The following is a 26,303-nucleotide window of genomic DNA, read 5'->3' as shown; positions in this document are numbered from 1 at the left end:
CCTTTTTTTATTAGTTCTTAGCTAATCTGCTTTCTACGTTCTCATCTTCTTGTTCATCACCCTTATGATCGTTATACTCTTCAGGGTTACATTTCTTCAAAATAACATTCTTAAGCTTCGTCATCTCACCTTTTCTTTCTAAGTATGGAACAAAGTTTCCATAGAAATAATGGTTGAAGCTCGTCATACCTCGACGGTATTGATAAAGTTGTGTTTGGTTTTGGTAGTTACTGTCTAAAACTTGAAGGTCATAACCATTTCCAACTTTTTTCATATTAACAACTAACCAAGCGTGAGCAACGATCCCTTTAATTTGAAGTTTTTCGTAAGCAATGTTGCCCTTAACTTCAACGTAATCATAAAGCTCATCCATCATGTCTTTCATTTTATCAGCATCAACAGTGCTGCTTCCTTTAAGACCAATAACCCAATTGAATCTTAAAACTCCATCGCCTTTTTGCCACTTATCAAGCTCTCTTTGGATGACACTTCTATAAGTAAGAGAGAATTCATTAAAATTATCAAACCCAGGAATCACGACAACGTCTTTTCCTGCACGAATTTTTTCTACGATCACTTTTGCTTGTTCTGTAGTTGGTCTTCTTTCACCAGGCTTATAAATAGTTAAGTAAAGAGCGTTACGTTGCATTCTTGAATGCCACCAACAAACTCCACCGTTTCCAATTCCACCACGGTTAGCAAATCCCATTAAGTTCTCAGAAGTCTGAGTTAATTCCTTAACAGATTTTATTGACGCACGGTCAGCACAGAACTGATCCATAGATTGAGATGATGTGATTGAAGCCGTGGCACTTAAGCTGCACGCCAATGCTGCTAATGCTAAAAGAGTAGATTTCATACAGTTGCCTCCAAGTTGTGAGGCCAAACAATACAGCACTGCGCAAAATCTGCAATATCTGTGAAAACTTTATAGGTCATCTATTGCTAGGAGGATCTCTGAATGGTAACTAAACCCTTTAAAATTAAAAGGCTTTAAGACAATGGTAGACTATTCTTTCAAAGAAGATTTCAAGTACAAACACGAAAACCCGTACCACGAAAAATTGGGCGAGTTCTCCGATTTCGTATTACGTGATCACGAGGCCGAAGCTCATAAAGGTAAATGGAACCAAGATGTTTTCAAGAGAGATGGTCAACTGTTCCTAGAAATCGGAACGGGTGCCGGACATTTCATGATAGACTATTGTGTAGATCATCCTACTCACAACTTTGTTGGTCTCGACTATAGATTCAAGAGAAGCTTTCATTTAGCAAAAAAATTAGCGTCCCTTGAATTTAAAAACTTTAGATACCTTCGCGCTAAGGGTGAACGTACTGAGTTCATGTTTGAAGAAAACGAACTCGATGGAATTTTTTATTTCTTTCCTGATCCATGGCCTAAAACAAAACATAATAAGAAGCGCCTCATTCAGGAACCTTTCCTAAAATCTGCCAACAAGGTCTTAAAACCGGGCGGAATTTTCTATATTAAAACTGATCACGATGACTATGCAGCGTGGATGGAAAAAGAGATTAAGAAATGTGATCTTTTTGAAATTCTCCTTGAGAGCAAGGACCTCCGAGCTGAACATCCTGATCACTTACTTGCAAAATATACTACGGGCTTTGAGAAGATTTTCCTTGAACAAGGAATCAAAATTAAAGCGTTCGTTTTGAGATCAAAAAAGTAATGTCATTAGACGATTTGAAACAAAAGATTAAAGAAGAAATTCCTATTTCTTCGGTGATCGGTAATTATCTTTCGATTAAACGCTCAGGCTCAGCGATGGTTTCGCTATGCCCATTTCACGGCGATACAAAACCGTCGATGAACATCAACGACTCAAAAAAGATCTTCAAGTGTTTTGCTTGTGGAGCTGCCGGTGATGCCATTACGTTTGTCATGAAACACAGAAATCTCGATTACGTTGAAGCATTAAAAGAAATTTGTCAGAAACAAGGAATCAATTTTGATTCTTATCAGGAAGAAAGAAAGGTTAATCCAAAAATGGAGATGGCCAAAAAAATCCTGACGAGAGCTGCTCTTTTATATCGTAAGATCGGGGCCTCTAATCAATTTCCTCCTTACACGAGCTTCATTAAAAATCGTGGGCTCAATGATGAAATCGCAACAACCTACTCACTAGGTTTTGCCCCTAATAAGAGTTCGATCACAGACTATTTGAAGTCGATTCCAGATCCCAAAGATCGAGATTTTGCTATCAGCGTAGCTCTCGATATTGGACTAATACGAAGAGACAAAAACAATCCTGATGCCCAATATGACACCTTCAGAGACAGGATTATTTTCCCTATTTGGGATCAGTTCGGCCAGGTTGTAGGGTTTACTTCGAGAGCAATCAGAGACGATCAGAAAGCTAAATACATGAATTCGGTCGAGTCTTTCGTTTTCAACAAGAGCAACATCCTCTATGGCTTCCATCTTGCTAAAAATGCTATCAGGGAAAAAGATAGTGTCATCTTAGTCGAAGGAAACATGGATCAGATCGCGCTTTATCATAATGGTTTTTTAAACACCGTAGCAGTTATGGGTGTTGCACTTGGGACAAGCTCCCTTGAGAGAATCATATCGCTTACTAAAAATGTTTACCTTGCCCTGGATTCTGACCGCGCGGGATTTATCGCGATGGAGCGAATCAATAAGCAGCTGGCCGAAAAAGGCATAGTCGCAAAGTATTTAGACTTCTCTCCACAGAAAGATCCGGACGATTACTTGAAAGCTCATGGTGCGTTAGCGCTTCAGGAGAAGATTGAGAACGCGATTCCGGCGATCGACGTTTTACTTAATAATTTGATTCCTGAGAAGCTTCCGGAAGTCCTCGACAGGAAGCTTGAGATCCTCCACAAGGCCTTTGATGTGGTAGCCCCGCTACGTTCTGACCTGTCTGCGACTGAGCGAGTTGTAGGGCTTGCTAAGCGTTTAGGCCTAAAGGCCGAGCCATCTCAAATCATTAAAAATTATGAGGATCACTTAAGTAAATCGACGGATAAGCCGAAATTTATTCAACCGAAAAAAGAAGTGATTGAAGACTCTGGGCCTATGTACCGTGATGAAGATTTTATTCCTCATGAAGATAATGAAACACCATTCGATATCGAAGTTTCTGCACCAGAGATTTACCTCTCGAAAATGGAGAAGCTATTAGTGCAAGAACTAGTCCAACTTCCCTCTCTATTAAACATGGATAAAATGAATGAAATCCTTGATTTAGTTACCAATGATGAGGTAAAAAAATACATTGGAAAAATACGTAGAATCACTATGGAAGTAGATGATCGCGAATACGAATCAGTAGTGCTTAATTTAACGAACACATCTGAATACTCGATTGATTTACGAGAAGTAGTTACGTCAGCATTCTATAACTACAAACCAAAAGACGCAGACAAAAAAACAAAGTTGCGTATTCTCTTCGACCTAAAAAATAAACTGCATACAGAGCAGTTAAAAAATAGAAAGGAAGAAATTAAAAAACTTCAACAGACATGTGATTCAGAAGAAGTGATGACAGGCCTTCTGAACCAACTAACAGAAATAGAAAAAACTATACAGATAATTAAGAATTCAAAACCCGAAAAAAGTAATTAAGGGAGTCCTAAAAAATGAGTAATACAATTTCCCCAGTCGTCGCTCAATTCCTGAACTCAAAAGAGTTCAATCGTCTTTTGACGAAAGGAAAAGACCAGGCGTTCATTACTGCTGAAGAAATCAACGACGCACTTCCTGCTGGCATTGTCCTGGCTAGTGACGTTGATGAAGTCATGGGTCGTATCTTAGAACTTAAGATCGACGTTATGGATCAGGCAGTTGAAGAAGAAGAAGATGAAGAAGGGATCCGCTTAGACGGAACAGAAATCATCGAAGAAGCACTTTCACGTGAAGAAAAAGCAGAACTACGTTCAGCTTCTACAGATCCAGTTAAACTTTATTTAAAACGTATGGGTTCAGTTGCTCTACTAACTCGCGAAGGCGAAGTTGTTATTGCAAAAGAAATTGAAGAAGGTGAAAGAGAGATTATTCTTTCTGCCCTATCTTCAACTCACGCACTTAAAGAAGTTGGTAAGCTAAGAGAGAAAATCGAAACTCAAGAAAACCCACAAGAATTCGTTAAAGAACTTGTTCGCGGTCTTGATGATGAATCATCTCCTGCTGACATCAAAAAAGTTAAAGACAGAATTTACACTGTAATCGATCAGATTGCTGTGATCCTTCAAGAAACTGAAAAAGCTGATGGAACGCTTAAAGCGCTAGACATCACTCAGAAGAAATTGATGGACGAAATTTCTGCAGAGCTTGCTGATTTAACTTTCAACAGAAAAATCATCAACTCTTTCGTTGAACCAGTAAAAAAATACTACCTTCAGTTTACTGAAATGTTTGATCAACAAGATCGTATTTTCAAATTCCTTGAAGTTGGTAATGCTGATGACTACAAAATCCTTTATGACAAAATCATGGAAGACGATGCATTCAAAAGAAAACTGGCAAAAGATCTTTTCACTACAGACGCAAAAATTGAACAGCTTGTTCGTAACCAGGAAGATATCCTTCGTAAGCTTCGTCGCTTAACGATCGATGCTGGTATGGAATACACTGATATTGAAAACGTTTATAAGATCATTATCGAAGGTGAAACTAAGGCCGATAAAGCGAAAGCTCAGTTGGTTGAAGCTAACTTACGTCTCGTTGTTTCTATCGCTAAAAAATACACTAACCGTGGTCTTCAGTTCCTGGATCTAATTCAGGAAGGAAACATCGGTCTAATGAAAGCAGTAGATAAATTCGAGTACCGTCGTGGATATAAGTTCTCGACATACGCGACTTGGTGGATCCGTCAGGCAATCACGAGAGCGATTGCAGATCAGGCCCGCACAATCCGTATTCCGGTTCACATGATCGAAACAATCAACAAGATGGTTCGTACATCTCGTCAGTTAATTCAGGAATTAGGGCGTGAGCCAACTCCGGAAGAGATTGCTGAGAAGATGGAACTTCCAGTTGATAAAGTTAAGAAAGTTCAAAAGATCTCTAAAGAGCCAATCTCTCTTGAAACTCCAATCGGGGAAGAAGAAGATTCATCTCTTGGGGACTTCATTGAAGATAAGAAAATCATCTCTCCAGCTGACGCTGTCATGAGTATTACGCTTTCTGAGCAGACACGTGCTGTTCTTTCAACGTTAACTCCGAGAGAAGAGAAAGTTCTTCGTATGCGTTTTGGTATTGGGGAAAAATCGGATCACACTTTAGAAGAAGTTGGTCAGGATTTCTTCGTTACTCGTGAACGTATTCGTCAGATTGAAGCGAAGGCGCTTAGAAAACTTCGTCACCCATCGCGTGCGAAACTTCTTAAGTCTTACGTAGACAACTAGAAAATTTCAAAAGGCTCCTTCGGGAGCCTTTTTTTTTGCCTAAGAATTGAATTGCGGAAGAGTCACTTTAAAACAAGCACCAACACTTTCCTTTGGTGAGCACAGCTCTAGTAGACCACCATTAAAAGAAATCACGTTAAACGAATACGTCAGGCCTAAACCAATCCCCTGCCCGATCATCTTGTTAGTAAAAAATGGATCAAAGATGTTTGGTTGAATGTCTAAAGGGATGCCTCTTCCATTGTCTTTAAAAGTGACAATGATATTTTCATCTTGTTTTTCTAAGTCGATATTAATGAGTCCATAGTCTGGACTTAAGTCTATTAATTCATCTAATGAGTTCTCATAGATGTTAAAGAAGGCCCTGTAGATCTCGTTTGAAATTCCATTGAATAAAAAATTCTCTCCTTCCACTGTCAGCTTAACTACAATGTTGCGGGAACCAATTTGTTTTTTTCCTTTCTCAATCATCTCTTTTAAAACTTCTTCAATATCAAAAGGGGCGATCTTCTTGCCTTTTGTATCAGCGATATTTCTCATTGATGAAGTGATATCCTGAATACGTCTGACGTTTCTGTCGATCTTAATCATGTAGTGCTTAAGGGCCTCTTTATCGATTTCTTTTTCACTCGCAATCATACGATTAATCTTTAACTGCGATCCACGAATTACGGCCAATGGATTGTTAATCTCATGGGCCACACCCGTTGCCAGTTTTCCAAGAGAGGCCAGCTGACTTAAACGGAATGACTTGCCTAATAGCTGCTCATTTTCGGAAGAAGTTTTCTCGCGCAAAATATCGGTAAGAACGCACAGGGCTGTGAGCATTGTGATTCCAAAAATTGTGGAAGTATTAAGAAATTGATCTACACCACTTGAAGGTATGACACTCTCCGGAAGCATATCGTACTGCTTCAGCAGCATAATTATGGCCACATTACTTCCCATAATGAGAAACCAGATCACACTGTAATAAGCGTTTAGTAAAAAGGCCGCAAGAACTGGGACCATTCCAAGCCACCAAATGGAAGAAGCTTTAATTCCGCCAGTATAAAGCGTGAGCATTTGAACAGTTATGAAGTAAATGGTGACGATATAGTTAGCAATGAAAGTATGAGATTTTGTGTACTTCAGAGCATAGGGAATCAGAATGCTGCAAATAAGGGCAAAGAAACAAGAAAATGCCAGAACCTTGGACTCATAACGGATGAAATAAATAATGGTGAAGTAAGCACTCAAGGTTACTAAACAGTAAGTAAACGGACGCACGTAGCGTGCTTTGGCTATTTTAGATTGTTTAGTGAGTGCGATCGTTACAGACTTCATAAACAATACATATGTAAAAATACAGGAAACTTAAATGCGCGAGACATTACTTGATTAATTCATTTTTACGCTCAAATTTAAGTAAAAATCTACTTTGATTTCATCTCTTTTTATCTAATTTCCCCAGCATAAAACTAAGATTTTTGTCAAGAGAAATCTTATGAAGGCACTCTAATATACATCAAATATAATAGGCCACGATTGCTCTAAAATAGCGTATAATATCTCCTTGATCTAAAACCAAAGAGACACATGAGCGAACAACGTACTTGGAATATCCCTGAAAAAATAACTGATGAATGTAAGCGCTTTTTTACTCCAGCACTTATTCAAAATGGTCTGAAATTTTTTAAGCTTTCTCGCGTATCAATTTCTTTTAAAAAAGGAAGCGCAGAAACTTATTACATTGTCAGTGGTATCGTCCGCGATGACCGCGCCCATGAAACCAAGATCGTTTACAAAAAACGCCTTGAAGGAACAGAGGAAGGACCTTTTTCTTCTAATTGTGATTGTCACCATTGGAAAGAAAAAGCTCACTGCGCTCACGTTGTCGCTTTATTTATCACTTATCAAGTTCAACAATATTTAGAAGAACAAGGTGATGCACCTTCAGAAAACGATGAGAGTGGATTACCACCAATCGTTATCAATTCTAGTTTTGGTGTAAACGTTGCTGAGTACGGAACGATCATCAACGGTCCTCACCAGTTAATTGGTGCTCCCGCTGCTCCTACCTACTCTGCTCTACAATACTTACTTCACACTAAAAAAGTTGTTCCTTTCCCAATGCCGGAAACTTTCCGCGGGAAATTACAAATCCATTTATTCCACGAAGAAAAAGTACGCTTTAGATACCATCCTCCGGGAGGAGAAAAAGCGATTGCTGAAGTTTCTCTTTTTGAAAACTTATATCTGTTCAACTGGAAAGACGGAACTGTTCTCCATGTGCCTAGTGATTTAAAAATCCTGGTACAAAGAATTCGTCTTAATCTTTTCAGCTACACGATCAATGATATTTTAAGCAACATTCAAGAACTTGATTTAATGAACCACGTAGAAGTGTTCATTGAAGGAACTCCTCTTGAAGAAATCAGATCAAGCAGACCGAAGTGTCGTGTGACATTAGCTCCTGCTGAGAAAAAAGGTCTGCTTCACGCAAGCCTTGAGTTCTTTGATGAGTCTGAACTATTGGTTATGCCAAATGAGTTCATGTCTTATTTCACTTTCAATCACGGAATCCTTTCTCACTTTAAAAAGAAACAGGAAGCTTACGATTTCGTCGTTGCCGTAAAAGACAGCGTGATTGGGCACAATGATAACTATAAAAAGTTCATCGTTTCAGCTAACAGAAAAGTTAAGACTCAAAGTCTTCTTGCTGAAGTTCAAAAAAATCGCGATACAATTCTTTACGATCAAACTAATAAACTAGTTTGTTTATATGACAACCAACTGATCCGCGAACTCTTCCTTTCAATGATCCAGCATTTTGGAGACCAGTTCTTCAGATACGCTCACCTTGATCAAGACGAGAAGAAAATTAAGTATGATGTTCAGCCAGCAGTTGTCTTTGCAGGTTTGACTGAATTCCATAGAGCAGTTTCAATTCTTGGAATTGAAATCTATTACGACCGCCATGAGATTTCTAAGTGGAACTCACGCATTCGTTTCGAGCGTCGCTCATCAAGCACTAAATGGTTTGATCTTGAGCTAAACATCGACGAAGAGGATTTAGCAGTAATCCAGGAAGCCGATCTTGAGGCCGGAATGGTTATTACGAAAAAAGGTCTGATCCTTCTATCGAAGGAACAAAAAGACCTGATTCGTTTTATGCAGAAATACACTAAGTTCGAAGCGACTGAAACTAAAACTGAAATCGATGGAAGCCAGTCTTTCAAGAAATTCATTTTACCTTTCAACCGCGCACGTATCTTCGAATTATTTGAATTAAGAAAATTAGGAATTGAAGGGGCCCTTTCAGAAGAAGATATCGCTTTATGCGAAAAGCTTTCTAATCTGACAGAAATGCCTTCATATGATTTACCACAAGAGCTTAACGGAGTTCTTCGTCCTTACCAGGTGACTGGTTACAATTGGCTAAGATTCTTGTACGAGCATAAGCTTGGTGCCTGTCTTGCTGATGATATGGGTCTTGGTAAGACACTTCAGACCATTACTTTCCTTCAGTCTATCTACGATAAGATCGAACGCGTTTTAATTGTTTGTCCGGTGACGATCCTACTTAACTGGGAAAAAGAAATTCAGAAGTTCTCGAAGATGGATATGCATATCTATCACGGTGGATCTCGTGAATTCCCTCATGATAAAAAAATCATCTTAACTTCTTACGGAGTTATGAAAAAAGAATCTGAAGCCGTCTTCGCCAATATCAACTTTGATATTTTGGTTCTGGATGAAGTTCAGCACCTGAAAAACGTTCGATCATTAGGAGCATTCTCTGCTCGTAAGATCAACGCAGACTTCAGAGTGTGTTTAACTGGTACGCCGGTTGAAAACGACCTTTCGGAATTCTATAACATTCTAGATTTATCGATTCCTGGTATTTGGGGAGATCTACAGTTCGTAAGAGCTGTATCGAACACAAAAACTCGTGGGATTGCCAGAAGAACTGCTTCTCCGTTTATTCTAAGACGTACGAAGTCTCAGGTTCTTCACGATCTTCCACCTAAAATTGAGAACAATGTGTATCTTGAGCTTAGTGAAGAAGAAAATAAATTCTATCAGCAAAACATTGTGTCGATTCGTGCACGTATTCAGAACTCGACGACTTCAGCGAAGTACGGAGAGATTCTTCGTGGACTTCTACAGTTAAGACAGAACTGTCTATGGCAGAACCGTTCGGGTGACAACAACGTTAAGCATATGGATTCGACTAAGATTGAATTTTTAATGGAAACGTTAGAAACGATTTTAGCTGAAGACCAACAAGCAATTATCTTTTCTCAGTTCACGACATACTTAGATATCATTCAACATTACTTCCGTGAAAAGCATTGGAAGTTCTCTCGTATTGATGGAAGCCAGAGTATTAATAAACGTCAGGAACAAGTTGATCAGTTCCAGTCTGGGAAAACTCCAATCTTCCTTATTTCTCTTAAGGCCGGTGGTGTGGGTCTAAACTTAACGGCAGCAAGCTACGTGTTCATTATGGACCCTTGGTGGAACCCGGCAGTTGAATCTCAAGCGATCGATAGAGCGCATAGAATTGGGCAGAAGAATACGCTTACGGTGTATCGTCCGATTATTAAGGGCTCGGTTGAAGAGAAAGTTTTAAAACTTCAGGAAGAGAAGAAGCAGTTATTCCAGGATTTATTATCTTCGGATGCTGATGATCAGGCGTTCTCGGGTAGATTAACGATGAAAGACTTTGAGATGTTGTTTTCTTAGTTTTGTGGTGGAATACGCCAAGAAGCTGCGCTTGAAAGCATCATCTCTACTAAAGCTTCTGAAGTTCCAGGAGCTTTAGTCTCACCTTTTGATTCAATAATTTTTTGAAGAACTTCATCCAATAATTTTGTATTCATTGGAAGTCCTTTTGCGATTTCTGTTAGAAGTTTTCCTGCTTCAAGGAAATACTTTGTCGCTTCCCCACCACTTGTTCCAGCAATTATGTATGACGTACTTATTTGATTAAGATCTTCTTTGAGCTTTAGAAGTTTTGCTTTTTCTAATGGGTTTGTTGCTGGATCGAATTCAACGTTAGCAAAGGCCCATTTTTTTATTTCAACCAGATTTGTATCTGCTGCGTAGAAAGGTACAACTTTATCGAAATCGTATCCCCACTTTGTTTTCTTAACCACTACGCCTTGGCATGTTGTCATTAACGCGTCTTCGTCGACTGTGTTGATGTGAACTTTAGAAATCGCGTTAACTGGATAGATTGTTTCGTCTTTGTTGCATTCGTACACGCAGTCGAAAGCGACGTCTCTTGGGTAGCCGTGGAAGTCTGTAGAGAGGTATTTTTTCGTGGCCGGTAATGGGCTGCACTCGTTAAGGCCTGGTCTTGTGGCGAAGGCGCTTAAAGGGAGGATTAGGGTTAATAGGAGGATTGGGTGTTTCATGGGCGCATCCTATCACCAAATATGATTTGGGGTACGTTTTAGATAATTTTTACAATCCCTTTATCATTTTTTATACTTTCAGAATTGTCTTAACTTAAGGAGATTATATGAAATTATTTATTGCTTCTGCTCTTTTACTAGCTTCTGTGAGCGCATTTGCTGCTCCTAAAACTTACCAAGTGACTGGACCGGTTCTGGAAGTTAACGATTCATCGTTTGTTGTTCAGAAAGGGAAAGAGAAATGGGAAATTCAAAAGGATGCTGGAACTAAGGTTACTGGGGAACTTAAAGTTGGTTCGAAAGTTACTGTGTCTTATTTGATGGTAGCGAAAGATGTGGAAGCTAAAGAAGATAAGAAAGCTGCTAAGAAATAATTTATGAATATATCGGGCCCCAAATTTCATTGGGGCCTGTCTTAACTAATCTAGTTTCCAGTTTATTGGTTTGATACTTTTTGATTCTAAAAATTTATTAGTTTGTGAGAAAGGTTTGCTTCCGAAAAAGCCTCTGTATGAAGACAGTGGAGATGGGTGGACTGATTTGATGACGTGATGTCTTCTTGTATCTACTGCTTTTGCTTTTTTCTGGGCGGGGCTTCCCCATAAGATGAAGACTACGTTTTCTTTTTTCTCGTTGATGAGTTCGATGATTTTATCTGTGAATTCATTCCATCCGATGTCTTTGTGGGACATTGGTTGGCCTGCTAGAACTGTTAGTTGGTTATTGAGCAGAAGGACGCCCTGGCGTGCCCATGCTTCGAGGTCGCCGTCTTTTGGTGGAGTGATTCCTAAGTCATCGTGGAGTTCTTTGAAGATGTTCACGAGTGAGGGTGGTATACGGATTCCTTTTTTGACGGAGAAGCTTAGGCCGTTTGCTTGGTTTGGTCCGTGGTATGGGTCTTGGCCAAGGATGACGACTTTTACTTTTGAGAATGGAGTTAGGTTTAGGGCGGAGAATAAGTCTTCTTTGGGTGGGTAGACTGTTTCTTCGGCGTAGGCTTGGGATAGAGTTTGTTCTAAGTCTTTAAAGTACGGTTTTTTGAATTCGTCTTTTAGGACTTCAAGCCATGATGGGTCTTGGAGGTATTGTGATAATTTCATAATACATAATTATTTGTATAATAATAAATAGTCTATTTTTAATTTAACTTTTTTATAAGTTCAAATATTACAGCTTAAAAAACTACTTATTTAAAGCATTCCATACGATGAACCACCTGCCCATCAACACTCGACACAGACATAATCCCATACTTATTAAAAGACGCACGAACAACAATCCCTTTCGTATCATCGGCCGAATTCACAATCTGAAGAAGAGCATCATCATCTTCTTTATTATAAGTAACAAAATAGAACTGCCCTTTATGCTCAACTTCCATTTTTAAGGTATGCTCATTTTCAAGCGTAAAAACTAAAGCCGCTTTCGATTCATGATGTTCACCCTTTTCAACATACCTATCAATCGCTGTGCAATCGAATGAAAACGCATTAAAAGAAAGGAATAAACAAGCACCAGCGAATAAAGTCTTAATCATAACTACCTCTCATAAAAGCTTAGGCCCATCCAAAAAATCCACAAGCAAATGTAAGTAAATGATAAGTTAATGAAAGAAACTAAAAAGTGCTTCAGTCAGTTTCTAAATTAAAACTTATGAATTACAATCTCCAAATGGAAAACTCTCTCAAATCCCTAGTCAGCAATAGAACCGAAGCCGTTTACGATTTTGAATTCGTTAAGGCCCTTCGTGATCTTCCTTGGCGTGAATGGTTTGAAGAAGAAGGACGTCCACTAGATTGTCAGGACGAGTATGTAGACTTCTATCCTAAATGGATTGCTTCGAGTGAAAAGAATAAGTTCACCGGTCTTGATCACTTCCCTTTTCGCACTTTAATTAACGGAACTACTCAATGTTTTGACGAAGCTTATTTTCGATATAAAGAAAGAAGACTTCGCATTTATCGTGGTGAGTATGCCTATCACAAAAGAATTTGTACTAACTTCGTATTCATAGAAGACGGGCCTATTAAAGAAAATGATTGGGTTATTGTTTCTACACCATTTTGTAGTACTGGTGATGTTCATCCTGAGTTTTTTAGCTTACTAAATCATGCTCATAAAAATAATGTTCCAGTCATTGTTGATTGTGCATTCTTTGGGACTTGCTCTGGCGTTAATGTCGATCTTTCCCACCCAGCGATTACAGAAGTATGCTTTAGCCTTACAAAAGGTCTAGGCATGGGCGATATGCGCTCAGGGATACGTTTTTCAAAAACATCTGACCTCTATCCTATCGATCAACAAAATAAGTTCAAACATAATGTTCTTCTTACGGCCCGTATCGGTCTTTATATGATGAAAAAATTTGGGCCTGACCATATAGCTAATAAATTTTTAAAACATCAAGAAAGTGTCTGCAAAGACCTGGGAATCACTCCTACTCCGTGTATGCATATTGGATTGGGAAAGATTGAAGAATGGCCTGGGGAATTCTTGATTGATGAGAAGTATTGCAGAATTGGACTAAAGCACGCAGTAAAATCTAGAAGTCAGGGAAGAGTATAAGGTTTCAATTTTTCCCATAGCTCAGGAATTGAATGCTCAAATGATTCCTTTCTGATCGAATCAAGACCTCTTGTATAAGTCATAAATTTAGGAAGCAAGTTCGATAGATCTTCTGATTGCATATGAGCTTCATAAGCAGAAAGAATTTCTTTTACATGCAGAACAGTCGCTTCTGCCCATTCTTTTTCCAGGTATAAATGAGCATTCTCTTCCATCCAAATATTGCACTCAGCGTATAGTTCGCTAATCCATTCTTTTACTGGTGTTGGAAAAATCTTTGTACTTAAAAATTGTGGATTATGAAGTGGATGGCAATTAAGAATTGGCATTCCTAAAAAACGTTGAACTTTATTAAACTTATTTTTTACAACCCACTTCATTAGCTCTGGCAGATGATGAGCATTGTAAACTTGAACAGTCGTAGCAATCCAACAAAAAATATTATCAGGTGATTGGTCTATCTTTTTTAGATTATTGAAAATATTTTCAAATCTACTTGGGTGCCTGATGTAATCATTCACTCGTCCAACACCATCTATACTTGCACCGATATTGATTCTCTTAAAATGGCTCCAAAGTGCCCATGCCTTTTCTGGAATCACGGTAATATTAGAATTGTACTCAATTGTAATTTTATGAGCGATATTCATCTCAATACATTTTTCCAGTAGAGTGAAATGCTGATCAATAAGTAGTGGTTCTCCCCCTACTGTATGAATCTGTTCAACATTTTGTAGACGTTGAAACATTTGATCCCAAAAGCCTGGATTCTCATACCAACGATACATTTCTGTATCTTCTACAAGCTTTGAGCCTTCACGAATGAGATTGATTTTCTTATTTCCATCATTGAAAGATGTTTGTCCCCAAAGTTCAGCATGATCTTCATACCAAAAATTAGAATCAGTGGGACTACAACTTCTGCATTTCAAATTGCACTTGTTTCCAAAGCGCATATCTAAATAGATCGGCATCGCAGAGACAGTGCCATCAACACTTGTTATGGCCTTGGCATCTTGAATCGTAAATTGTTGTGACCAGTTTTCAGATTCAACTTTTCTTCTGCTACGAACACCTTGAGCGTCTTCACGATCGCAGCGGGCACAAATGGGATTGGTTTTGTTTTCCAGCATACTTAAGCGAAGAGATTTTAAATCTTCACTATTAAAGGCTTCAGCTAAATTATCAACGCCGGCGTTGTAAACTGAGCCATCTGCTTTATGTAAAAGGCCTTTTGATATAGATGAATGAGAATTACTACAAGCACGAATATTTCCATCATTCCTGATGGCCTGAATAATCCATGGTAATGGACAAAATTTTTCAGTCATTTATTTTCTTACCACTTTAGAAAGGCACCATTTACCAAGATGAACATACTCATTAAAATAAATTTTAGCAACGTTACCTGAGTCAGACAATTCGTGAGAGCCTGTTTGCCTTGCAAAAGCGTCACTCTCGTCTTTATAAGTACCAAATATTCTATCCCAGAACGAAAAGATGAGACCATAGTTACAATAATGATCATCAATATCGTGATGGCGACGATGGAATCTTGGGCTTACAAAGATTTTTCCCAAAAACTTATATCCGGTATTTAAACGGCTATGCGAAAGAATATCAATAATCGTTTCTGCAAACCACAACCATATTAAGTTACCAAAACTGGGTCCTGCTATAAACAGCATTGGAATTGCAACACTGATGGCCCTGAAAGGATAATCTAATGTATGAACACGGATAAATGAGAAGGCGTTTAAATCTGATGATGAGTGGTGAAAACGATGAACAAACCATAGTCCGTCTATATTGTGTTTTAAGCGATGGCTCCAATATAAAAGGAAGTCATAAATGATAAAGCTTAAAGCAATCGTAAAAAATGAAGCTATGAAACTATCATCCATATACATACTCAATGAGTTGATATGGGCCCATGCTTTTAACTTAACTAAAGTACCGACAAGAAGGAGATCAATTAAGATAGGATGAAGGCGCAAAATAAACATTAGTATGGAAAAAATATCTACACTTTTTCCTGCAGATTTTTTTAGGACATTCCAGCTATTGTCTTTTCCCTGAATAAAAAATTCGAGAGACAATACAATGATCATCCCTCCTAAGATAGGTAAGGCAGCTTCAGTAACTGAATGAACCCATGAATCCCAGCTGTATAGCAAATTTATTCCTTGAAATTAACAGGAATTTTAATAAGCGTTCTACTTTGATGACCTGACTGCAAATTTTTTGTTAAACTTGAATCACCACCAGTATCACCTTTTAAGAAAACCATATCGTTTCCTGACTTAAAGGCCATATCTAACTGACCGTCTTTATCAAAATCTCCAAGAGCAAATTGTGTAGCATCGTATGGAGCTTGAAGACCTAAAGAATTAGTTAATTCTGCTTTTTGCATCCCAGTTTTTGTTACGCCCATCCACCATAATTTTCTAGCTTTACTCGCATTTGTGCGTGCTTCAGACATTAAAAATCCTTCCATTGATGGTGACTGCAATGGCGATACATGCCAGATCTGTCCCACTTCACTTCCTAGTTTCGTGGCCCCTTCATCAATTACAGGAGCTGTAAGATTTTTAAAAAATTGAAGCTTAAATTTAAATGGATTCGGCATTTTCACACCTCTAATCCCAGGTATTTCATTTTGTGCGAGACATATCTTAGCTAGCTCTTGAGTTTTATTTAAAGTGCAGAGTGAAGGCCATAGACTTGTTAAAGTTCTACTCAATCTCATTACACAGAATTCTTTCTCTTCATCTTTCCAGTTATTTTGACATTCTTCAAATTGCCTAGGAGCAGCTTGCCCCTCTCTCTTTACGCTATCACTGTCTTTACCTAGTCCACCAAGTCCTGCAGTTACCCATAAATCTTCATTCTTAGAAGTTCTAAGAAGAGCAGCAGAGTGAGAAAAATAATTCATTTTTTTTGTATCAGGAAGTTTAACCAAACTATCGCCTTGCACATCATAGAAATCAGTACCACCTTCAAGGTCTCTATTAATAACTAAAGTGGATTGCCCTGGTGCTCTTTCTATAACACTTACACCCAGACTTGGTGCTTCAGATGAAGGAAGTTTTTCAAATGTCCAATCTCTCTTATTATATCTTGCAATGTAGTCAGTGGCAGAAGGGTTTGGTGCCGAACCGATTGCACTCCATCCTGGAAATACAATTCCCAGTCCACTTTTAAATTTTACCAGCGCATGAGTTCGAGATTGATTTGGTAATGTGACAATTTCAGTTAAAAATGAATTTCTTTCTTTAAACCATCTAAGTACATATAAAGTTTTTGGATATGACTGTACTAAAATAGCAGGCACTCCATTGTCATCAAGGTCAGCCACAGAAACATCAATTAGAAAACCTTTTAGTCCGAAGGCAGGAAAATTAATAGAGAATTTTTTAAATTCAGTGCCGTTAATATTTTTAAAGAATAAAAGATTTTCGCCATCAACAGTAAAAACGTCTAGAAATCCATCTCCATCCCAATCGACAACGGTAAGTCCCTCACCTCTTGTCCAAGGATGAATAAGCTGTCTCAGGTTTGGAGAAAACGCACCTTTGAGAATCGTTAAAGGTTTAAAGCTTGGTTTATTTTTAGCTACTACTTTTGATTTCTCTTTTTTTGCAGTAATAAAATCAGTCATTCTCACGGGTGCAGGAAAGCCTGGTGCTTCTACAATGTCTGGTTTTATGATTTTCTTTGCGGGGAAAATTTTCAAATCGCTTAAAAATATTTCTTTCGATTCTTTGAAGTCAGCATTAAACACTTTAATAATCGTAGGAGAAGATGTTCTTAGTCTTTCAGCATCCTCTCTAAAAGCAAATGACCATGCAATCAAGCAAACCATATCAGAGCGGCATGCTGGTAGGAGCTTCTTAAAACATACACTCGCTAAGAATGGGTCTTTAATTTTTTCACATTGATTTAATCTAGTATTCCTTACATCACTACATAATACATTATTTTCCGAACTGAAACTATGACAGTCATCTTTGGCATCATTTAATATCGCCGCGGATAGATCACATGTTAGTTTATCACCTAAGTAACAATATTCTGCTAACTCATAGACTGTTCCAAAAACTGCAGCAGCTTTAAATCGAGTCGCTAAATTTTTTGATTCTCTTTTTAATGTTAATTCAAGTAACTCCTTATTATCCTCCGTCGGTATTTCTCGTAAGAAAGAGATTATACCTTTCTCTAAAGTACCAGGAGCAGTTTGGGCCTGAAGTGGATTCATGAATAGAATTAACAATAAAATGAACATAATCATACCTTGAGAAAAAGAAAGGCCACCTGAAGGTGGCCTGATATCTTTAATATTATTTTCCAGCAATTTTTTTAGAGCTATTACTTCCGGGCTCTTCAACTTGAATGAGTCCAGGCTTAACATCTTTTAATACTGTCTTTAGACCGGAAGGCCATCTAATATTAACTTCTTTCATAATTTTAGAATCATTTAGACCAAAATGAACAGTCATTTCGGATTGGGCAGTTCCATTATTTCCAATGACCTGACGAGTTTGTTTTAATCCTTTATCATTAATCGCCGATATTTCAGCACCAATAGCATCTCGGTTAGATTGATTTCCTAAGAGCTTAATTCTTACGCTATTAGAATTTGAATTATTGTTTTGCATTAACTGAACAGGAGAATAATGAATATCCATTGTGCCTGGGTCAGCATTTCTTAAAACTAAATCCTGACGTCCATCATTGTTGTAATCTACTACTGATACAACATATCCATCAGCAATTGAGTCTACTCCCTCCAGGAATCCGACTTCAGTAAAAGTATTATTACCATTGTTTTTAAATAATCTATTTCTTTGAAATCCGGCCAGAGACAATCTTTCTTTTTTTGATTCTCCTGTTAGGTCCCCTTTGTAATTTGATAAGACTGACATAATCGCGGATTGAGTCGTTTTATTTCTTTCTTCTCTTAATGCGCGCTCATGACCATATGTAGAAGATCTGGCAAAAATACTTGAAAGCTCTTGTCTCTTATCAGTTCCACTCCATAATCCATTTGCAACGTAAATATCCAGCAACCCATCATTGTCATAATCAATCAATTCAACCGCTCCTAGTCCCTCGCCCAAATCCTTCAGGCCAAAATTGGCAGCGGCTTCTGTGAAAGTTTTCTTATCGCCATTTTTCATTCCTACAAATAACTTTAAACTGTTGTTTAAATTATTTATCTGTTGTCCCCAATTAATTGCGCAAGAGTTTTCAATCCTCTCCTGGGCCTTAGTAGTAACACTTGAAAGCATTAGGTCAATTAGCCCATCATTATTGATATCTCCATAAGCCGCTCCCATTCCAATAGAATAGTTTTGTATACCAATAGAAGCATTTGATTGGATGAACTTTGCATTTCCAACATTTTCATAAGCAGGACTCAAGTGGCCACGGTCATCAACAACAACAACATCCATTTTCCCATCCTGATTAAAATCGATGGCCGTAGATGAATGTGGAAAAACTTTTTGATTTGCACTAAATTTTTCAAAATTCCACTCTTCAAGAGCGGACATATTTTCTGCTTTAAATTGAAAACTTCCTTTATTTAAATAAATTCCCTGGGCCTTTAATCCCTCATTGCTGACATAAGAGTAATCAGTAAAATCTCTTGAACCAGGAAAACCAATATAAATATCAAGTAATCCATCGTTATTAAAATCTGCAACTGCTGCTGGCATAGCATCAGTTGTGTGATCGTTCTCAGTTAATCCACCCTTCTTCTCAAATTTTCCATTTCCTAGATTTTTATAAAGAACTACAGAATTGTTATATTCAAAAAAATTATCTTCTGCTGTTACTGCCTTATTTGGAATGAATTTTACAATCAAGAGGTCTTTTTTATTATCATTATCAAAATCTGCCCAGACGGCTGACTTTACATAATTTTCCTTTTTAATTCCGGAGTCTACTAACTCCTGAAAAGTTCCATCTTTTTGACCTTTAAATAACTTCCCAGGGCCATATGAACCAACATACGCATCAACAATTCCGTCATTATCAAAATCTTCCATCGCGATAGCATAACCACCACGTCTAATAGCTTCTAATCTTTGGTATGTGATAACACCATCAAGACCAGATCCCTTGGTGACATCTTTAAATGAGGGTTTACTATTAACCAAAATTTCATGAACACCTGATGATAGTTTTGCAATTTTCCATTCTTTACCATCAAGCTTTAATTTCAAATTCCAAATACCTCTTTCCTGTCTTAATGCATTTTTCTTATCAGTCCCTCTGATATCAAAATTCATTTCAACATCAATCTCTTTAAAGTCAAAGCTATCTGTTTTTCTATAAGCTTTTGGTGCTACAAACTTATTGACCTTGAAATCAACGTATTGAATATTGTTAAAATGACCAAAAAAAGAAACGAGGTTTGATTTTAAATCTGCTTTGCCTTTCACCTCTTCATTATTTTTAATATCGTAAAAATCAATATTATTAATTTTCTTAGGATTACTAAGTGCTATTTCAAGTTTTGACCAGCTAGTATCTTTCTCAACAAGAGATAAGATTTTTTCTATATCGCTTTTTTCAAAAGCTATTTCTAAATGATCAATTAACTTCTGCTGAATAATCGCAAAGCGACTTTCATCTGTGTAACAAAAATTTCTTCTTTCTTGTGGAGATAATTTTTCAAGGTTTGGGGATTGTTGCAATCCTCCATCAATACGTCTGATATTTTTTATGGCCCTGACAGTTGGAGTTCCATCAGAAATAATTTGTTTTAACTTGGTTTCGGCCTGCTTTTGGGTGATAGGTTTTACACCAGGTCTTTGATAGTCAATTGTTTCAGAAAATGCATTAACTGAAAAAGTGGACACTAAAACAGCTAAGCATATTGTCGTATTATTTTTCATAATTCTCCATTGAAGTAACTAAAATTACATATAGGATTATTATAATTTATTTTTGATTTTTTGCACGTACACTGGGAGAATCTCGCTAACCTGATAAAGTTATTATAAGATGAGAAACATCAAGAATAAAAATTTCTTTAAAATAGACTAATTAGCGTGGCGTATTCCAAAAGAATTATTATCATTGGAATTTTTAAGATATAATAGTTTGTATAACGTCTTTTAAATAAATTATTACCATCGGAATTTTTATTAATGAATAATCACAAAGGCTGCTTTTTACCTCTGAATGCATTAGCAGTTCACCCACATGGTGAAAGAAAGTTTTGCTTAACTTCAACACTGCCTTCTATAAAAAATTCCGAAGATTTTAATTTTCAAAGAATAAAAATTCATGAAGAACTATTAAATGGTGAATGGCCTTCCAGTTGTAAATCGTGCAAATTCAAAGAAGGCCAGGGGATCCAAAGTCGAAGGACGCGCACTTGGGAAAGAAAAATATCAAGATACGGTGAAGCTGAATCAGTTGAAATGTTGGCCAAGCAAAAAGAACCTTACATTCGACATTTAGAAATAACATTTTCTAATCTTTGTAATATTACATGTGCCATGTGCTCTTCAGAGTTTTCTTCAAGCTGGATCAAGCTTGATAAGAAAGCACTTGATTCTGGTCTCAGCTTTCGCGACTTCACTCGTCCTTATCAGACAGTGAATCGCATGTCGCAAGAAACGATGGAACAAATTTTAACTCATGCTTCTGAATTTGATCTCGTCATTATAAAAGGTGGCGAGCCCACGATTGAGCCTCTATGTCTGGAGTTCCTGCAGAGACTTGGAAAATTACGTCTTGAAAATAGTCCATTAGTTTTTATTCAGACAAACGGGACAAGAGATCCATCTGAATGGCTTCCTTGCACTGAAGGCCTAAAGCTTGAAGTCGGTTTTAGTCTTGATGGTTGGGGGAAAGTTGGAGACTGGATTAGAGGAACTAGTTTTGATCAAGTGTTAAAAAATTTTAAAACCGTGGCCAATCACCCATCGGTCCAAGAAATTACAGTCGATTTTACTTTTTCACTTTATAACTGCTTCCATCTTCCTGAATTTTTCGAAAATATTCTAGCACTTAAAAATGAAACACCTAAATTTAAAGAATGCGCCGTTTTCCAATGGGTACAGCAATTTTATGCAAGTCCATTAAGCCTTACGCTGGAAAGTCGAATGAAAGTTAAAGAACAAGTGTCCCTTGTCTTTGATAAAGATCCTGCTTTATTTTTAAATTATGAAAACTTATTAAAAGTCCTGGAGCTTCCACGACTTCCTGAAACTTCTATAGAGACTGCCAGAAAATGGACCGGCTTCATGAATGACTCCAGAGGATTTTCTATTTACGATCTACAACCTGAACTTGTTTCTGCATTAGAGAAATCACTATGAAAAAAATAATTGCGACCTTTCTCTTTGTCTTCTCTTTATCATGTTTAGGTGCTGAGCTTAGTTTAGACAGAGGTCTATTTGGTGAATTTAATAATTCACTTAATAACACTAGACCTTATGCTTACAAAATTTCAAAAGATTTAACAGCACTAGCACCATCTAAAGTTATAGAAGCTTTTGAGCTTCACCAGGGAGATTGCTTTAAAGATAAATCATGGAATGATTGTACTAACGACAGAGAAAGGATCGAATTAAAGCAGAAGAGTTCTTCATTCATTGATCATCAAACACATTGGTATGGGTGGTCTTTTTACATACCAGAGAACTATCAGGACGTTTCTCCTGTAAAACTCTCAATAGCGCAGTTCTATGATGAAGGTGCCTCTGAACCTGTCTGGATGTTTCAATTGAATGAAAATGGCCTGTATATTGATAATCAATTTAATAAGGCCGGATTAGTAAAACTCTTAGTTAAAAAGTCTGAGCTAGTTAAAAAATGGCACACGATTCAATTGGAAATGATTAGTTCAAGAAAATCTGATGGAAAATTAAATATCTGGGTCGATGGTACTCAGGTTTTCACTTACAATGGAGCAACATTTAAGTCTAACGAGTTTTATTTTAAATACGGACTCTATCGCTCTTTTTTAAGTCGATGGAAAAAACCAACAAAGATTCCCACTCAGATCATTTATTTTTCCAATGTAAAAATGGGAAAAACACAAAAAGATCTTCTACCTAAGAATTAAGACTTTGAGATATTCGGAATGCGATCAAGACATAACTCACTAATGTTTACATACTGGGGCTGAGTTAATAACCACTCAATGACTGAGACCACATCATTACACTCTAATTTGGGTGCATCTGGCATTTTTTCATCTTGCTTTGGAGTGTGCATATTTCCCGGAGATAAATAAGTCATTTTAAATTTAACATCGTCATTGCTCGAAACCATCTGGCTAACCTGTCTGCAATAGGCCCTCAATGCTTTTTTCTCTGCTGGGTATACCCAAGTCGTCCCCTTCACTGGCGTATCCGCAGAAGAGCCTAGAGCAATCAAATGCCCTTCTTTTTTATTTTTCATCCAGCTCGTTGCGACTTCTTGAACAAGATTAGTTTGATTAAATCCCCATAAGCAGCTCACGCTGATAACCACATCATAGTTTAAACTTTTTTGAGCAAATTCTTTTTGTTTTTCAGAATTGCTTAAATCCCAATCACCATGGGATCTGCTGGCGAAATCAGCATTGAATTTCTGACTCAAGGCCTGCGCTAAACCATATTCAGGATTACCTGCAATTAAAACTTTCATATTATAACTCTTTGTTAAATTCGATTAATTGATTATTGCCACCATGAGCACTAGAGAACTCATAATGAGTGCCGCATGTTCTTCCACAAGCAATGAGCTTCGGAATTGCATCTTCAGTAGAGCCTTTCCAGCTATTGCATAATTTTTCAGCAAAGTACTCGTGATTTAAAATTTCTTCTAGCGAGTGATGTCTTACGCTATTAAAATTCCAACCGTAGTGATCGAGAATCTTTCTCGCTTGAACTTTTTGAGTATTGGTTTCATCGTGATGATAGTATCCACTTGCAGTCCACGTACAAGGCCATACTCGACCTTCAAAATCTATAAATATTTGTCCCTTACTTTGCCACTTACATGAAATAGCTGTGCGATTGACATAATTTTTCCACGATCCGAAATCTTCAAGAATACGTTCGTTCTGCTCTTTACCTTTACCTTGAAAGTTTTGAAGCACTGGCATATTTAAAACATGTCTGCTTCTCTTGCCTTGAACTGACTGAAGATTATCTGCATACACTTTTTTATTTTGATAATGTTCATCATTAATGAATCTATTAGTGAGCTTGATCTGGAATTGTTCAAATCCTAACGCCTGTGCCATTTTAATTGCTTCATCGACTTGATGTTCATTATGGCCAAATACCAAATAGTCCCAACGAGCTTTTCCTCCGGCATCGATAAAAGCGCTCGCATTCTCAATAATTTTATTGAAATTACTATTAACTCGATAAAGGTGATTCGTGTCCGATAATCCATCAATTGAAAAATTAACTTTCCCTCTTCCTTTTAGTAAGCGTGCTAATTCAACCCACCATTTTGTGTCTCGAGCACTGCCGTTAGTTGTAACAATGATTTTTCCTTTAAAAGAACTTTCATTAGCAAGCCATTCAACAACTGGGAGAAAAGTTTCTGAGACAATAACTTCACCATAGTTTCCACAAAACATAATTGTTTCAAGATTAGGTGTAATCATTTTTTGGTAGTCTGCGATTGTTAGCTCTACCTGAGGTAGGCCTGGGATTGTCTCGCCATTATGGTTTCTTGCACATTGAGGGCAACGCAAATTACAAGTTGAATTATGATCAACCTGTAAGTATCGAATGTCTTCAGTGTTTAGATACTTCATTTTAACTCGTTTACATCGTCAACTAATGTTCTTAGGAAAGGTCTTACTCCGACTGGTACATTATCTTGAAAAGCAATATGAAGTGCTTTTGTTGGTGTTAAGTTTAATTTCTCACAAACTAAGGTATAAGCTTCGCCATATTTTTCTTGAGCGTAGTCGATAGTGAATTTTTCCATAAACTTCATGCCAATCCACATGCTGCTTATAATATTCATATTAAAATCGTTTGAAATGCTCACAGGACCTGGCCATCTTTTTTTGCTATAACGAATTCCTGTTCGATGTGAACCAAGACCTAGCCCTTTTGATAAACTAAAAGAGATACTTTGAATTGCAGGATGAGAGTAATCGAAATTGAAATTTCTTAAACAACCATACCAAGAAGCATCGATATGGACTGGGATGCTCAGTTCGTGACAACGATTTAAAATTTCAGTGGTATGAGGGTGAAGATCACCGTAATGAGCAAAGGGTGCTTCAAAGACTAATACATCGCCAGCTTGCAAAGTTTCGATTGTTCTTACAGGAATATCAGGGCGAATTCTTTTGTAATAAGCATAAGTTTTATCAAGAATAACTATCGATTGATGGTGAGTGATATGAAGATCATCTAAGGTATGTGTAACGCCGATAATGACATCTCTATCTGGAAAAGCTTCAAGACCACTAATTGAATTAATCTGGCTTGAATTGATCCATTTATCCATCTGAGAGAGGTATTGCTCGCGAAGTGCTGCTGGATCAGACAAATTATTGCCTTTTTCCATTAAGTCTTCAAGCAGACGATGAAAAGCACGATCGTAAATAGGTTTGAAGCGCGAGAACTGTAAAAAGCGATGTGCTTCCGCCCATTCAATCTCATTACTCTTTTTTAATAAACTATCATTCATGGAAATAATTATAGCACGAGCGGCTTCTTAGTCATGACATCTTCAATCAAGACTTTCCAGATATTTTGGTTGGTATTAAAAATGATTTTTTGATCGATCTTTTGGGCCATATTTAGCCTCTCAAAGACGAGAGAGCAGATTTTATCTTGTTTCATACTATTGGCATCGCCATTTTCATCGCAATTAGTGGTGAAAACGATATTTTTGGCACCCATTTGCTTACAGTATTCGATTTGAAAAGGAAGGATGTGTCCCCATCCGAAGCAGTTTCTTTGATCTTTTGAGAATGGCCCTGCTTTTCCGCGGAATTCCTTTATCGTGGCAAGTCTAAACATGACTCTCCAATGTCCGGGTGCATACTCTTCAAAAGGATGAGCTCCACTTGCAGATACGATGATGTCTTTTTCTAGATTATAAACCCCCCACCATTTGTCTGTTCCCCAACGGTTCACTTTCATGTTGGAGATTGATGAGTTATTTGGAACGCCATCTGCATGGCATGTTTCACAGTATTCTTTTAACTTAGCATCATCAGTCTCATCCAATTCTTTGATGAGATAATTTAGATTATTAAATGTGAACTGTTTTTTGATCATAGCTTTACTGTATTAAATGTCTCTTGCAGCCAAGCGAAGTCATTTATCTTTCGAACTTCAGCTGGATGTTCTTTTGCGAACTCACTTCCCATCGATGCGCCAAGAATGGCCCAACTTCCGTTTAAAGCTTCGTGCCCATGAGTTTTCCATGTATTTAATCTGGATTGGGTCATATCTGAAAACTTCTTATCTAACTCTAGCGTGAGCTTTACGCATTCTCTAAATCCACCTTTCCAGGCCTCAAAAGGAGTAGCATTGAATCTCGTTTCACTCGCAGTTTCTTTTTGGATAAAATATCCGGCCTTTGCCAGAGTCATCGTAAAATCTAAGTAATCTTCAGGCATGTTTTTGAAAAGTGATTTTGGAAATAGTTTTACACCGCCAAATCCATAAACAAGTTTGTTAACTGGATTGATACATCTCCAGACATGAACTGAATTTGGGTGTAATTCTAAATCAGCAACTTGATTAAAATTGAAGTTATCATGGACATAATTATCAGCGTCCACGATAAAAAAATGATCGCTTGAAGCTAGTCTTGATGCTTCTAAATGAGCATTGGCAATACCGACAACACCTTGAACGTGGTGAACGGTGCGAGAAAGCTTTTTTAATTGGTTTAAATTTTCTTGGGCATTTGATTCTTTGAATGAAATGAAAACTACATCGTACATAG

At 37.5% G+C, this 26,303-nt stretch carries 22 protein-coding genes and 1 pseudogene; 9 read left to right on the top strand and 14 right to left on the bottom strand.

Translation table 11 applies throughout. The features are described from left to right. Positions 1-10: 10 nt before the first annotated feature. Positions 11-859, bottom strand: coding sequence for a hypothetical protein (locus tag SHI21_RS10700; protein ID WP_323576508.1), 849 nt, complete (start codon positions 857-859; stop codon positions 11-13). A gap of 142 nt (positions 860-1,001) precedes the next feature. On the opposite strand from SHI21_RS10700, the gene trmB reads away from it, so the two are divergent. The 4 genes and pseudogenes from trmB to rpoD all read left to right on the top strand — a co-directional run bounded on the left by trmB (position 1,002) and on the right by rpoD (position 5,391). Next, positions 1,002-1,691: a tRNA (guanosine(46)-N7)-methyltransferase TrmB gene (trmB, locus tag SHI21_RS10695; RefSeq protein WP_323576506.1), complete on the top strand. Its 690-nt coding sequence runs from the start codon at positions 1,002-1,004 to the stop codon at positions 1,689-1,691. Beyond that, entirely contained in the window at positions 1,691-3,610 is a 1,920-nt protein-coding gene (gene dnaG / locus SHI21_RS10690; RefSeq protein WP_323576505.1) for a DNA primase, read from the top strand. The genes trmB and dnaG overlap by 1 nt, the downstream gene beginning before the upstream one ends. Positions 3,611-3,624: 14 nt before the next feature. Further along, positions 3,625-3,987, top strand: a pseudogene (locus SHI21_RS20680) (RNA polymerase sigma factor region1.1 domain-containing protein); the annotation flags it as partial. Continuing rightward, the gene (rpoD, locus tag SHI21_RS10685) at positions 3,961-5,391 is read left to right on the top strand and encodes an RNA polymerase sigma factor RpoD (protein WP_410198825.1); all 1,431 of its coding nucleotides are present in this window, start codon (positions 3,961-3,963) and stop codon (positions 5,389-5,391) included. The pseudogene SHI21_RS20680 and the gene rpoD, both read left to right, overlap by 27 nt. 39 nt (positions 5,392-5,430) lie before the next feature. Here rpoD and SHI21_RS10680 read toward each other — a convergent pair whose 3' ends face one another. Further along, positions 5,431-6,717 (bottom strand): sensor histidine kinase, encoded by a 1,287-nt coding sequence (locus SHI21_RS10680; protein WP_323576502.1) that lies wholly within the window; start codon positions 6,715-6,717, stop codon positions 5,431-5,433. A gap of 252 nt (positions 6,718-6,969) precedes the next feature. Between SHI21_RS10680 and SHI21_RS10675 the strand changes: the two genes are divergently transcribed. Beyond that, positions 6,970-10,122 (top strand): DEAD/DEAH box helicase, encoded by a 3,153-nt coding sequence (locus SHI21_RS10675; RefSeq protein WP_323576500.1) that lies wholly within the window; start codon positions 6,970-6,972, stop codon positions 10,120-10,122. On the opposite strand, the gene SHI21_RS10670 is transcribed toward SHI21_RS10675, so the two are convergent. Continuing rightward, positions 10,119-10,796, bottom strand: a complete 678-nt coding sequence (locus tag SHI21_RS10670) for a hypothetical protein (protein ID WP_323576499.1) — start codon at positions 10,794-10,796, stop codon at positions 10,119-10,121. The genes SHI21_RS10675 and SHI21_RS10670 overlap by 4 nt on opposite strands. 107 nt (positions 10,797-10,903) lie before the next feature. Here SHI21_RS10670 and SHI21_RS10665 point away from each other — a divergent pair, with 107 nt between their 5' ends. Beyond that, positions 10,904-11,170 carry a hypothetical protein gene (locus tag SHI21_RS10665; protein WP_323576497.1) on the top strand — a complete coding sequence of 89 codons (267 nt, stop codon included), beginning with the start codon at positions 10,904-10,906 and terminating at the stop codon, positions 11,168-11,170. A 45-nt stretch (positions 11,171-11,215) separates the two neighbouring features. Here the strand turns inward: SHI21_RS10665 and ung are convergent, their stop codons facing one another. Continuing rightward, positions 11,216-11,896, bottom strand: a complete 681-nt coding sequence (gene ung / locus SHI21_RS10660) for a uracil-DNA glycosylase (RefSeq protein WP_323576495.1) — start codon at positions 11,894-11,896, stop codon at positions 11,216-11,218. An 86-nt stretch (positions 11,897-11,982) separates the two neighbouring features. Continuing rightward, entirely contained in the window at positions 11,983-12,333 is a 351-nt protein-coding gene (locus SHI21_RS10655; protein ID WP_323576494.1) for a hypothetical protein, read from the bottom strand. A gap of 134 nt (positions 12,334-12,467) precedes the next feature. Here SHI21_RS10655 and SHI21_RS10650 point away from each other — a divergent pair, with 134 nt between their 5' ends. Next, positions 12,468-13,361 carry a hypothetical protein gene (locus SHI21_RS10650; protein WP_323576492.1) on the top strand — a complete coding sequence of 298 codons (894 nt, stop codon included), beginning with the start codon at positions 12,468-12,470 and terminating at the stop codon, positions 13,359-13,361. Here the strand turns inward: SHI21_RS10650 and SHI21_RS10645 are convergent. Genes SHI21_RS10645 through SHI21_RS10630 form a run of 4 tightly spaced genes read right to left on the bottom strand, consistent with a single transcriptional unit; the run spans position 13,346 to position 20,266 of the window. Next, positions 13,346-14,692: a twitch domain-containing radical SAM protein gene (locus SHI21_RS10645; protein ID WP_323576490.1), complete on the bottom strand. Its 1,347-nt coding sequence runs from the start codon at positions 14,690-14,692 to the stop codon at positions 13,346-13,348. The two genes, SHI21_RS10650 and SHI21_RS10645, sit on opposite strands and share 16 nt — an antisense overlap. Continuing rightward, a complete protein-coding gene (locus SHI21_RS10640; RefSeq protein ID WP_323576487.1) occupies positions 14,693-15,538 on the bottom strand; it encodes a sterol desaturase family protein in 846 nt (281 codons plus the stop codon). A 2-nt stretch (positions 15,539-15,540) separates the two neighbouring features. Beyond that, the gene (locus SHI21_RS10635; RefSeq protein WP_323576485.1) at positions 15,541-17,646 is read right to left on the bottom strand and encodes an FG-GAP repeat domain-containing protein; all 2,106 of its coding nucleotides are present in this window, start codon (positions 17,644-17,646) and stop codon (positions 15,541-15,543) included. Positions 17,647-17,701: 55 nt separating this feature from the next. After that, positions 17,702-20,266, bottom strand: coding sequence for a CRTAC1 family protein (locus SHI21_RS10630; RefSeq protein ID WP_323576483.1), 2,565 nt, complete (start codon positions 20,264-20,266; stop codon positions 17,702-17,704). A gap of 255 nt (positions 20,267-20,521) precedes the next feature. Between SHI21_RS10630 and SHI21_RS10625 the strand changes: the two genes are divergently transcribed. Both SHI21_RS10625 and SHI21_RS10620 read left to right on the top strand, forming a co-directional pair. Next, complete coding sequence (locus tag SHI21_RS10625; protein ID WP_323576481.1) at positions 20,522-21,700, top strand: twitch domain-containing radical SAM protein; 1,179 nt, start codon at positions 20,522-20,524, stop codon at positions 21,698-21,700. Beyond that, positions 21,697-22,449, top strand: coding sequence for a heparin lyase I family protein (locus SHI21_RS10620; protein ID WP_323576479.1), 753 nt, complete (start codon positions 21,697-21,699; stop codon positions 22,447-22,449). The genes SHI21_RS10625 and SHI21_RS10620 overlap by 4 nt, the downstream gene beginning before the upstream one ends. Here SHI21_RS10620 and SHI21_RS10615 read toward each other — a convergent pair. Genes SHI21_RS10615 through SHI21_RS10595 form a run of 5 tightly spaced genes read right to left on the bottom strand, consistent with a single transcriptional unit; the run spans position 22,446 to position 26,301 of the window. Beyond that, positions 22,446-23,015 carry a hypothetical protein gene (locus SHI21_RS10615; protein ID WP_323576477.1) on the bottom strand — a complete coding sequence of 190 codons (570 nt, stop codon included), beginning with the start codon at positions 23,013-23,015 and terminating at the stop codon, positions 22,446-22,448. The two genes, SHI21_RS10620 and SHI21_RS10615, sit on opposite strands and share 4 nt — an antisense overlap. Before the next feature lies 1 nt (position 23,016). Next, the gene (locus SHI21_RS10610; RefSeq protein ID WP_323576475.1) at positions 23,017-24,141 is read right to left on the bottom strand and encodes a radical SAM protein; all 1,125 of its coding nucleotides are present in this window, start codon (positions 24,139-24,141) and stop codon (positions 23,017-23,019) included. Then, positions 24,138-25,031: a hypothetical protein gene (locus SHI21_RS10605; RefSeq protein ID WP_323576473.1), complete on the bottom strand. Its 894-nt coding sequence runs from the start codon at positions 25,029-25,031 to the stop codon at positions 24,138-24,140. The genes SHI21_RS10610 and SHI21_RS10605 overlap by 4 nt, the downstream gene beginning before the upstream one ends. Positions 25,032-25,039: 8 nt before the next feature. Beyond that, positions 25,040-25,627, bottom strand: coding sequence for a hypothetical protein (locus SHI21_RS10600; RefSeq protein WP_323576472.1), 588 nt, complete (start codon positions 25,625-25,627; stop codon positions 25,040-25,042). Beyond that, positions 25,624-26,301, bottom strand: a complete 678-nt coding sequence (locus tag SHI21_RS10595) for a glycosyltransferase family A protein (protein WP_323576471.1) — start codon at positions 26,299-26,301, stop codon at positions 25,624-25,626. The genes SHI21_RS10600 and SHI21_RS10595 overlap by 4 nt, the downstream gene beginning before the upstream one ends. Positions 26,302-26,303: the final 2 nt, after the last annotated feature.

It is taken from the genome of Bacteriovorax sp. PP10 (genome assembly GCF_035013165.1).
GTDB classification, from domain to species: domain Bacteria; phylum Bdellovibrionota; class Bacteriovoracia; order Bacteriovoracales; family Bacteriovoracaceae; genus Bacteriovorax; species Bacteriovorax antarcticus.
This window is presented reverse-complemented; position numbering and strand designations above follow the sequence as displayed.

Coding starts and splice junctions, on each gene's coding strand:
- SHI21_RS10700 (WP_323576508.1), bottom strand. CDS start 859: ATGAAATCTACTCTTTTAGCATTAGCAGCATTGGCGTGCAGCTTAAGT.
- trmB (WP_323576506.1), top strand. CDS start 1,002: ATGGTAGACTATTCTTTCAAAGAAGATTTCAAGTACAAACACGAAAAC.
- dnaG (WP_323576505.1), top strand. CDS start 1,691: ATGTCATTAGACGATTTGAAACAAAAGATTAAAGAAGAAATTCCTATT.
- rpoD (WP_410198825.1), top strand. CDS start 3,961: ATGGGTTCAGTTGCTCTACTAACTCGCGAAGGCGAAGTTGTTATTGCA.
- SHI21_RS10680 (WP_323576502.1), bottom strand. CDS start 6,717: ATGAAGTCTGTAACGATCGCACTCACTAAACAATCTAAAATAGCCAAA.
- SHI21_RS10675 (WP_323576500.1), top strand. CDS start 6,970: ATGAGCGAACAACGTACTTGGAATATCCCTGAAAAAATAACTGATGAA.
- SHI21_RS10670 (WP_323576499.1), bottom strand. CDS start 10,796: ATGAAACACCCAATCCTCCTATTAACCCTAATCCTCCCTTTAAGCGCC.
- SHI21_RS10665 (WP_323576497.1), top strand. CDS start 10,904: ATGAAATTATTTATTGCTTCTGCTCTTTTACTAGCTTCTGTGAGCGCA.
- ung (WP_323576495.1), bottom strand. CDS start 11,896: ATGAAATTATCACAATACCTCCAAGACCCATCATGGCTTGAAGTCCTA.
- SHI21_RS10655 (WP_323576494.1), bottom strand. CDS start 12,333: ATGATTAAGACTTTATTCGCTGGTGCTTGTTTATTCCTTTCTTTTAAT.
- SHI21_RS10650 (WP_323576492.1), top strand. CDS start 12,468: ATGGAAAACTCTCTCAAATCCCTAGTCAGCAATAGAACCGAAGCCGTT.
- SHI21_RS10645 (WP_323576490.1), bottom strand. CDS start 14,692: ATGACTGAAAAATTTTGTCCATTACCATGGATTATTCAGGCCATCAGG.
- SHI21_RS10635 (WP_323576485.1), bottom strand. CDS start 17,646: ATGTTCATTTTATTGTTAATTCTATTCATGAATCCACTTCAGGCCCAA.
- SHI21_RS10630 (WP_323576483.1), bottom strand. CDS start 20,266: ATGAAAAATAATACGACAATATGCTTAGCTGTTTTAGTGTCCACTTTT.
- SHI21_RS10625 (WP_323576481.1), top strand. CDS start 20,522: ATGAATAATCACAAAGGCTGCTTTTTACCTCTGAATGCATTAGCAGTT.
- SHI21_RS10620 (WP_323576479.1), top strand. CDS start 21,697: ATGAAAAAAATAATTGCGACCTTTCTCTTTGTCTTCTCTTTATCATGT.
- SHI21_RS10615 (WP_323576477.1), bottom strand. CDS start 23,015: ATGAAAGTTTTAATTGCAGGTAATCCTGAATATGGTTTAGCGCAGGCC.
- SHI21_RS10610 (WP_323576475.1), bottom strand. CDS start 24,141: ATGAAGTATCTAAACACTGAAGACATTCGATACTTACAGGTTGATCAT.
- SHI21_RS10605 (WP_323576473.1), bottom strand. CDS start 25,031: ATGAATGATAGTTTATTAAAAAAGAGTAATGAGATTGAATGGGCGGAA.
- SHI21_RS10600 (WP_323576472.1), bottom strand. CDS start 25,627: ATGATCAAAAAACAGTTCACATTTAATAATCTAAATTATCTCATCAAA.
- SHI21_RS10595 (WP_323576471.1), bottom strand. CDS start 26,301: ATGTACGATGTAGTTTTCATTTCATTCAAAGAATCAAATGCCCAAGAA.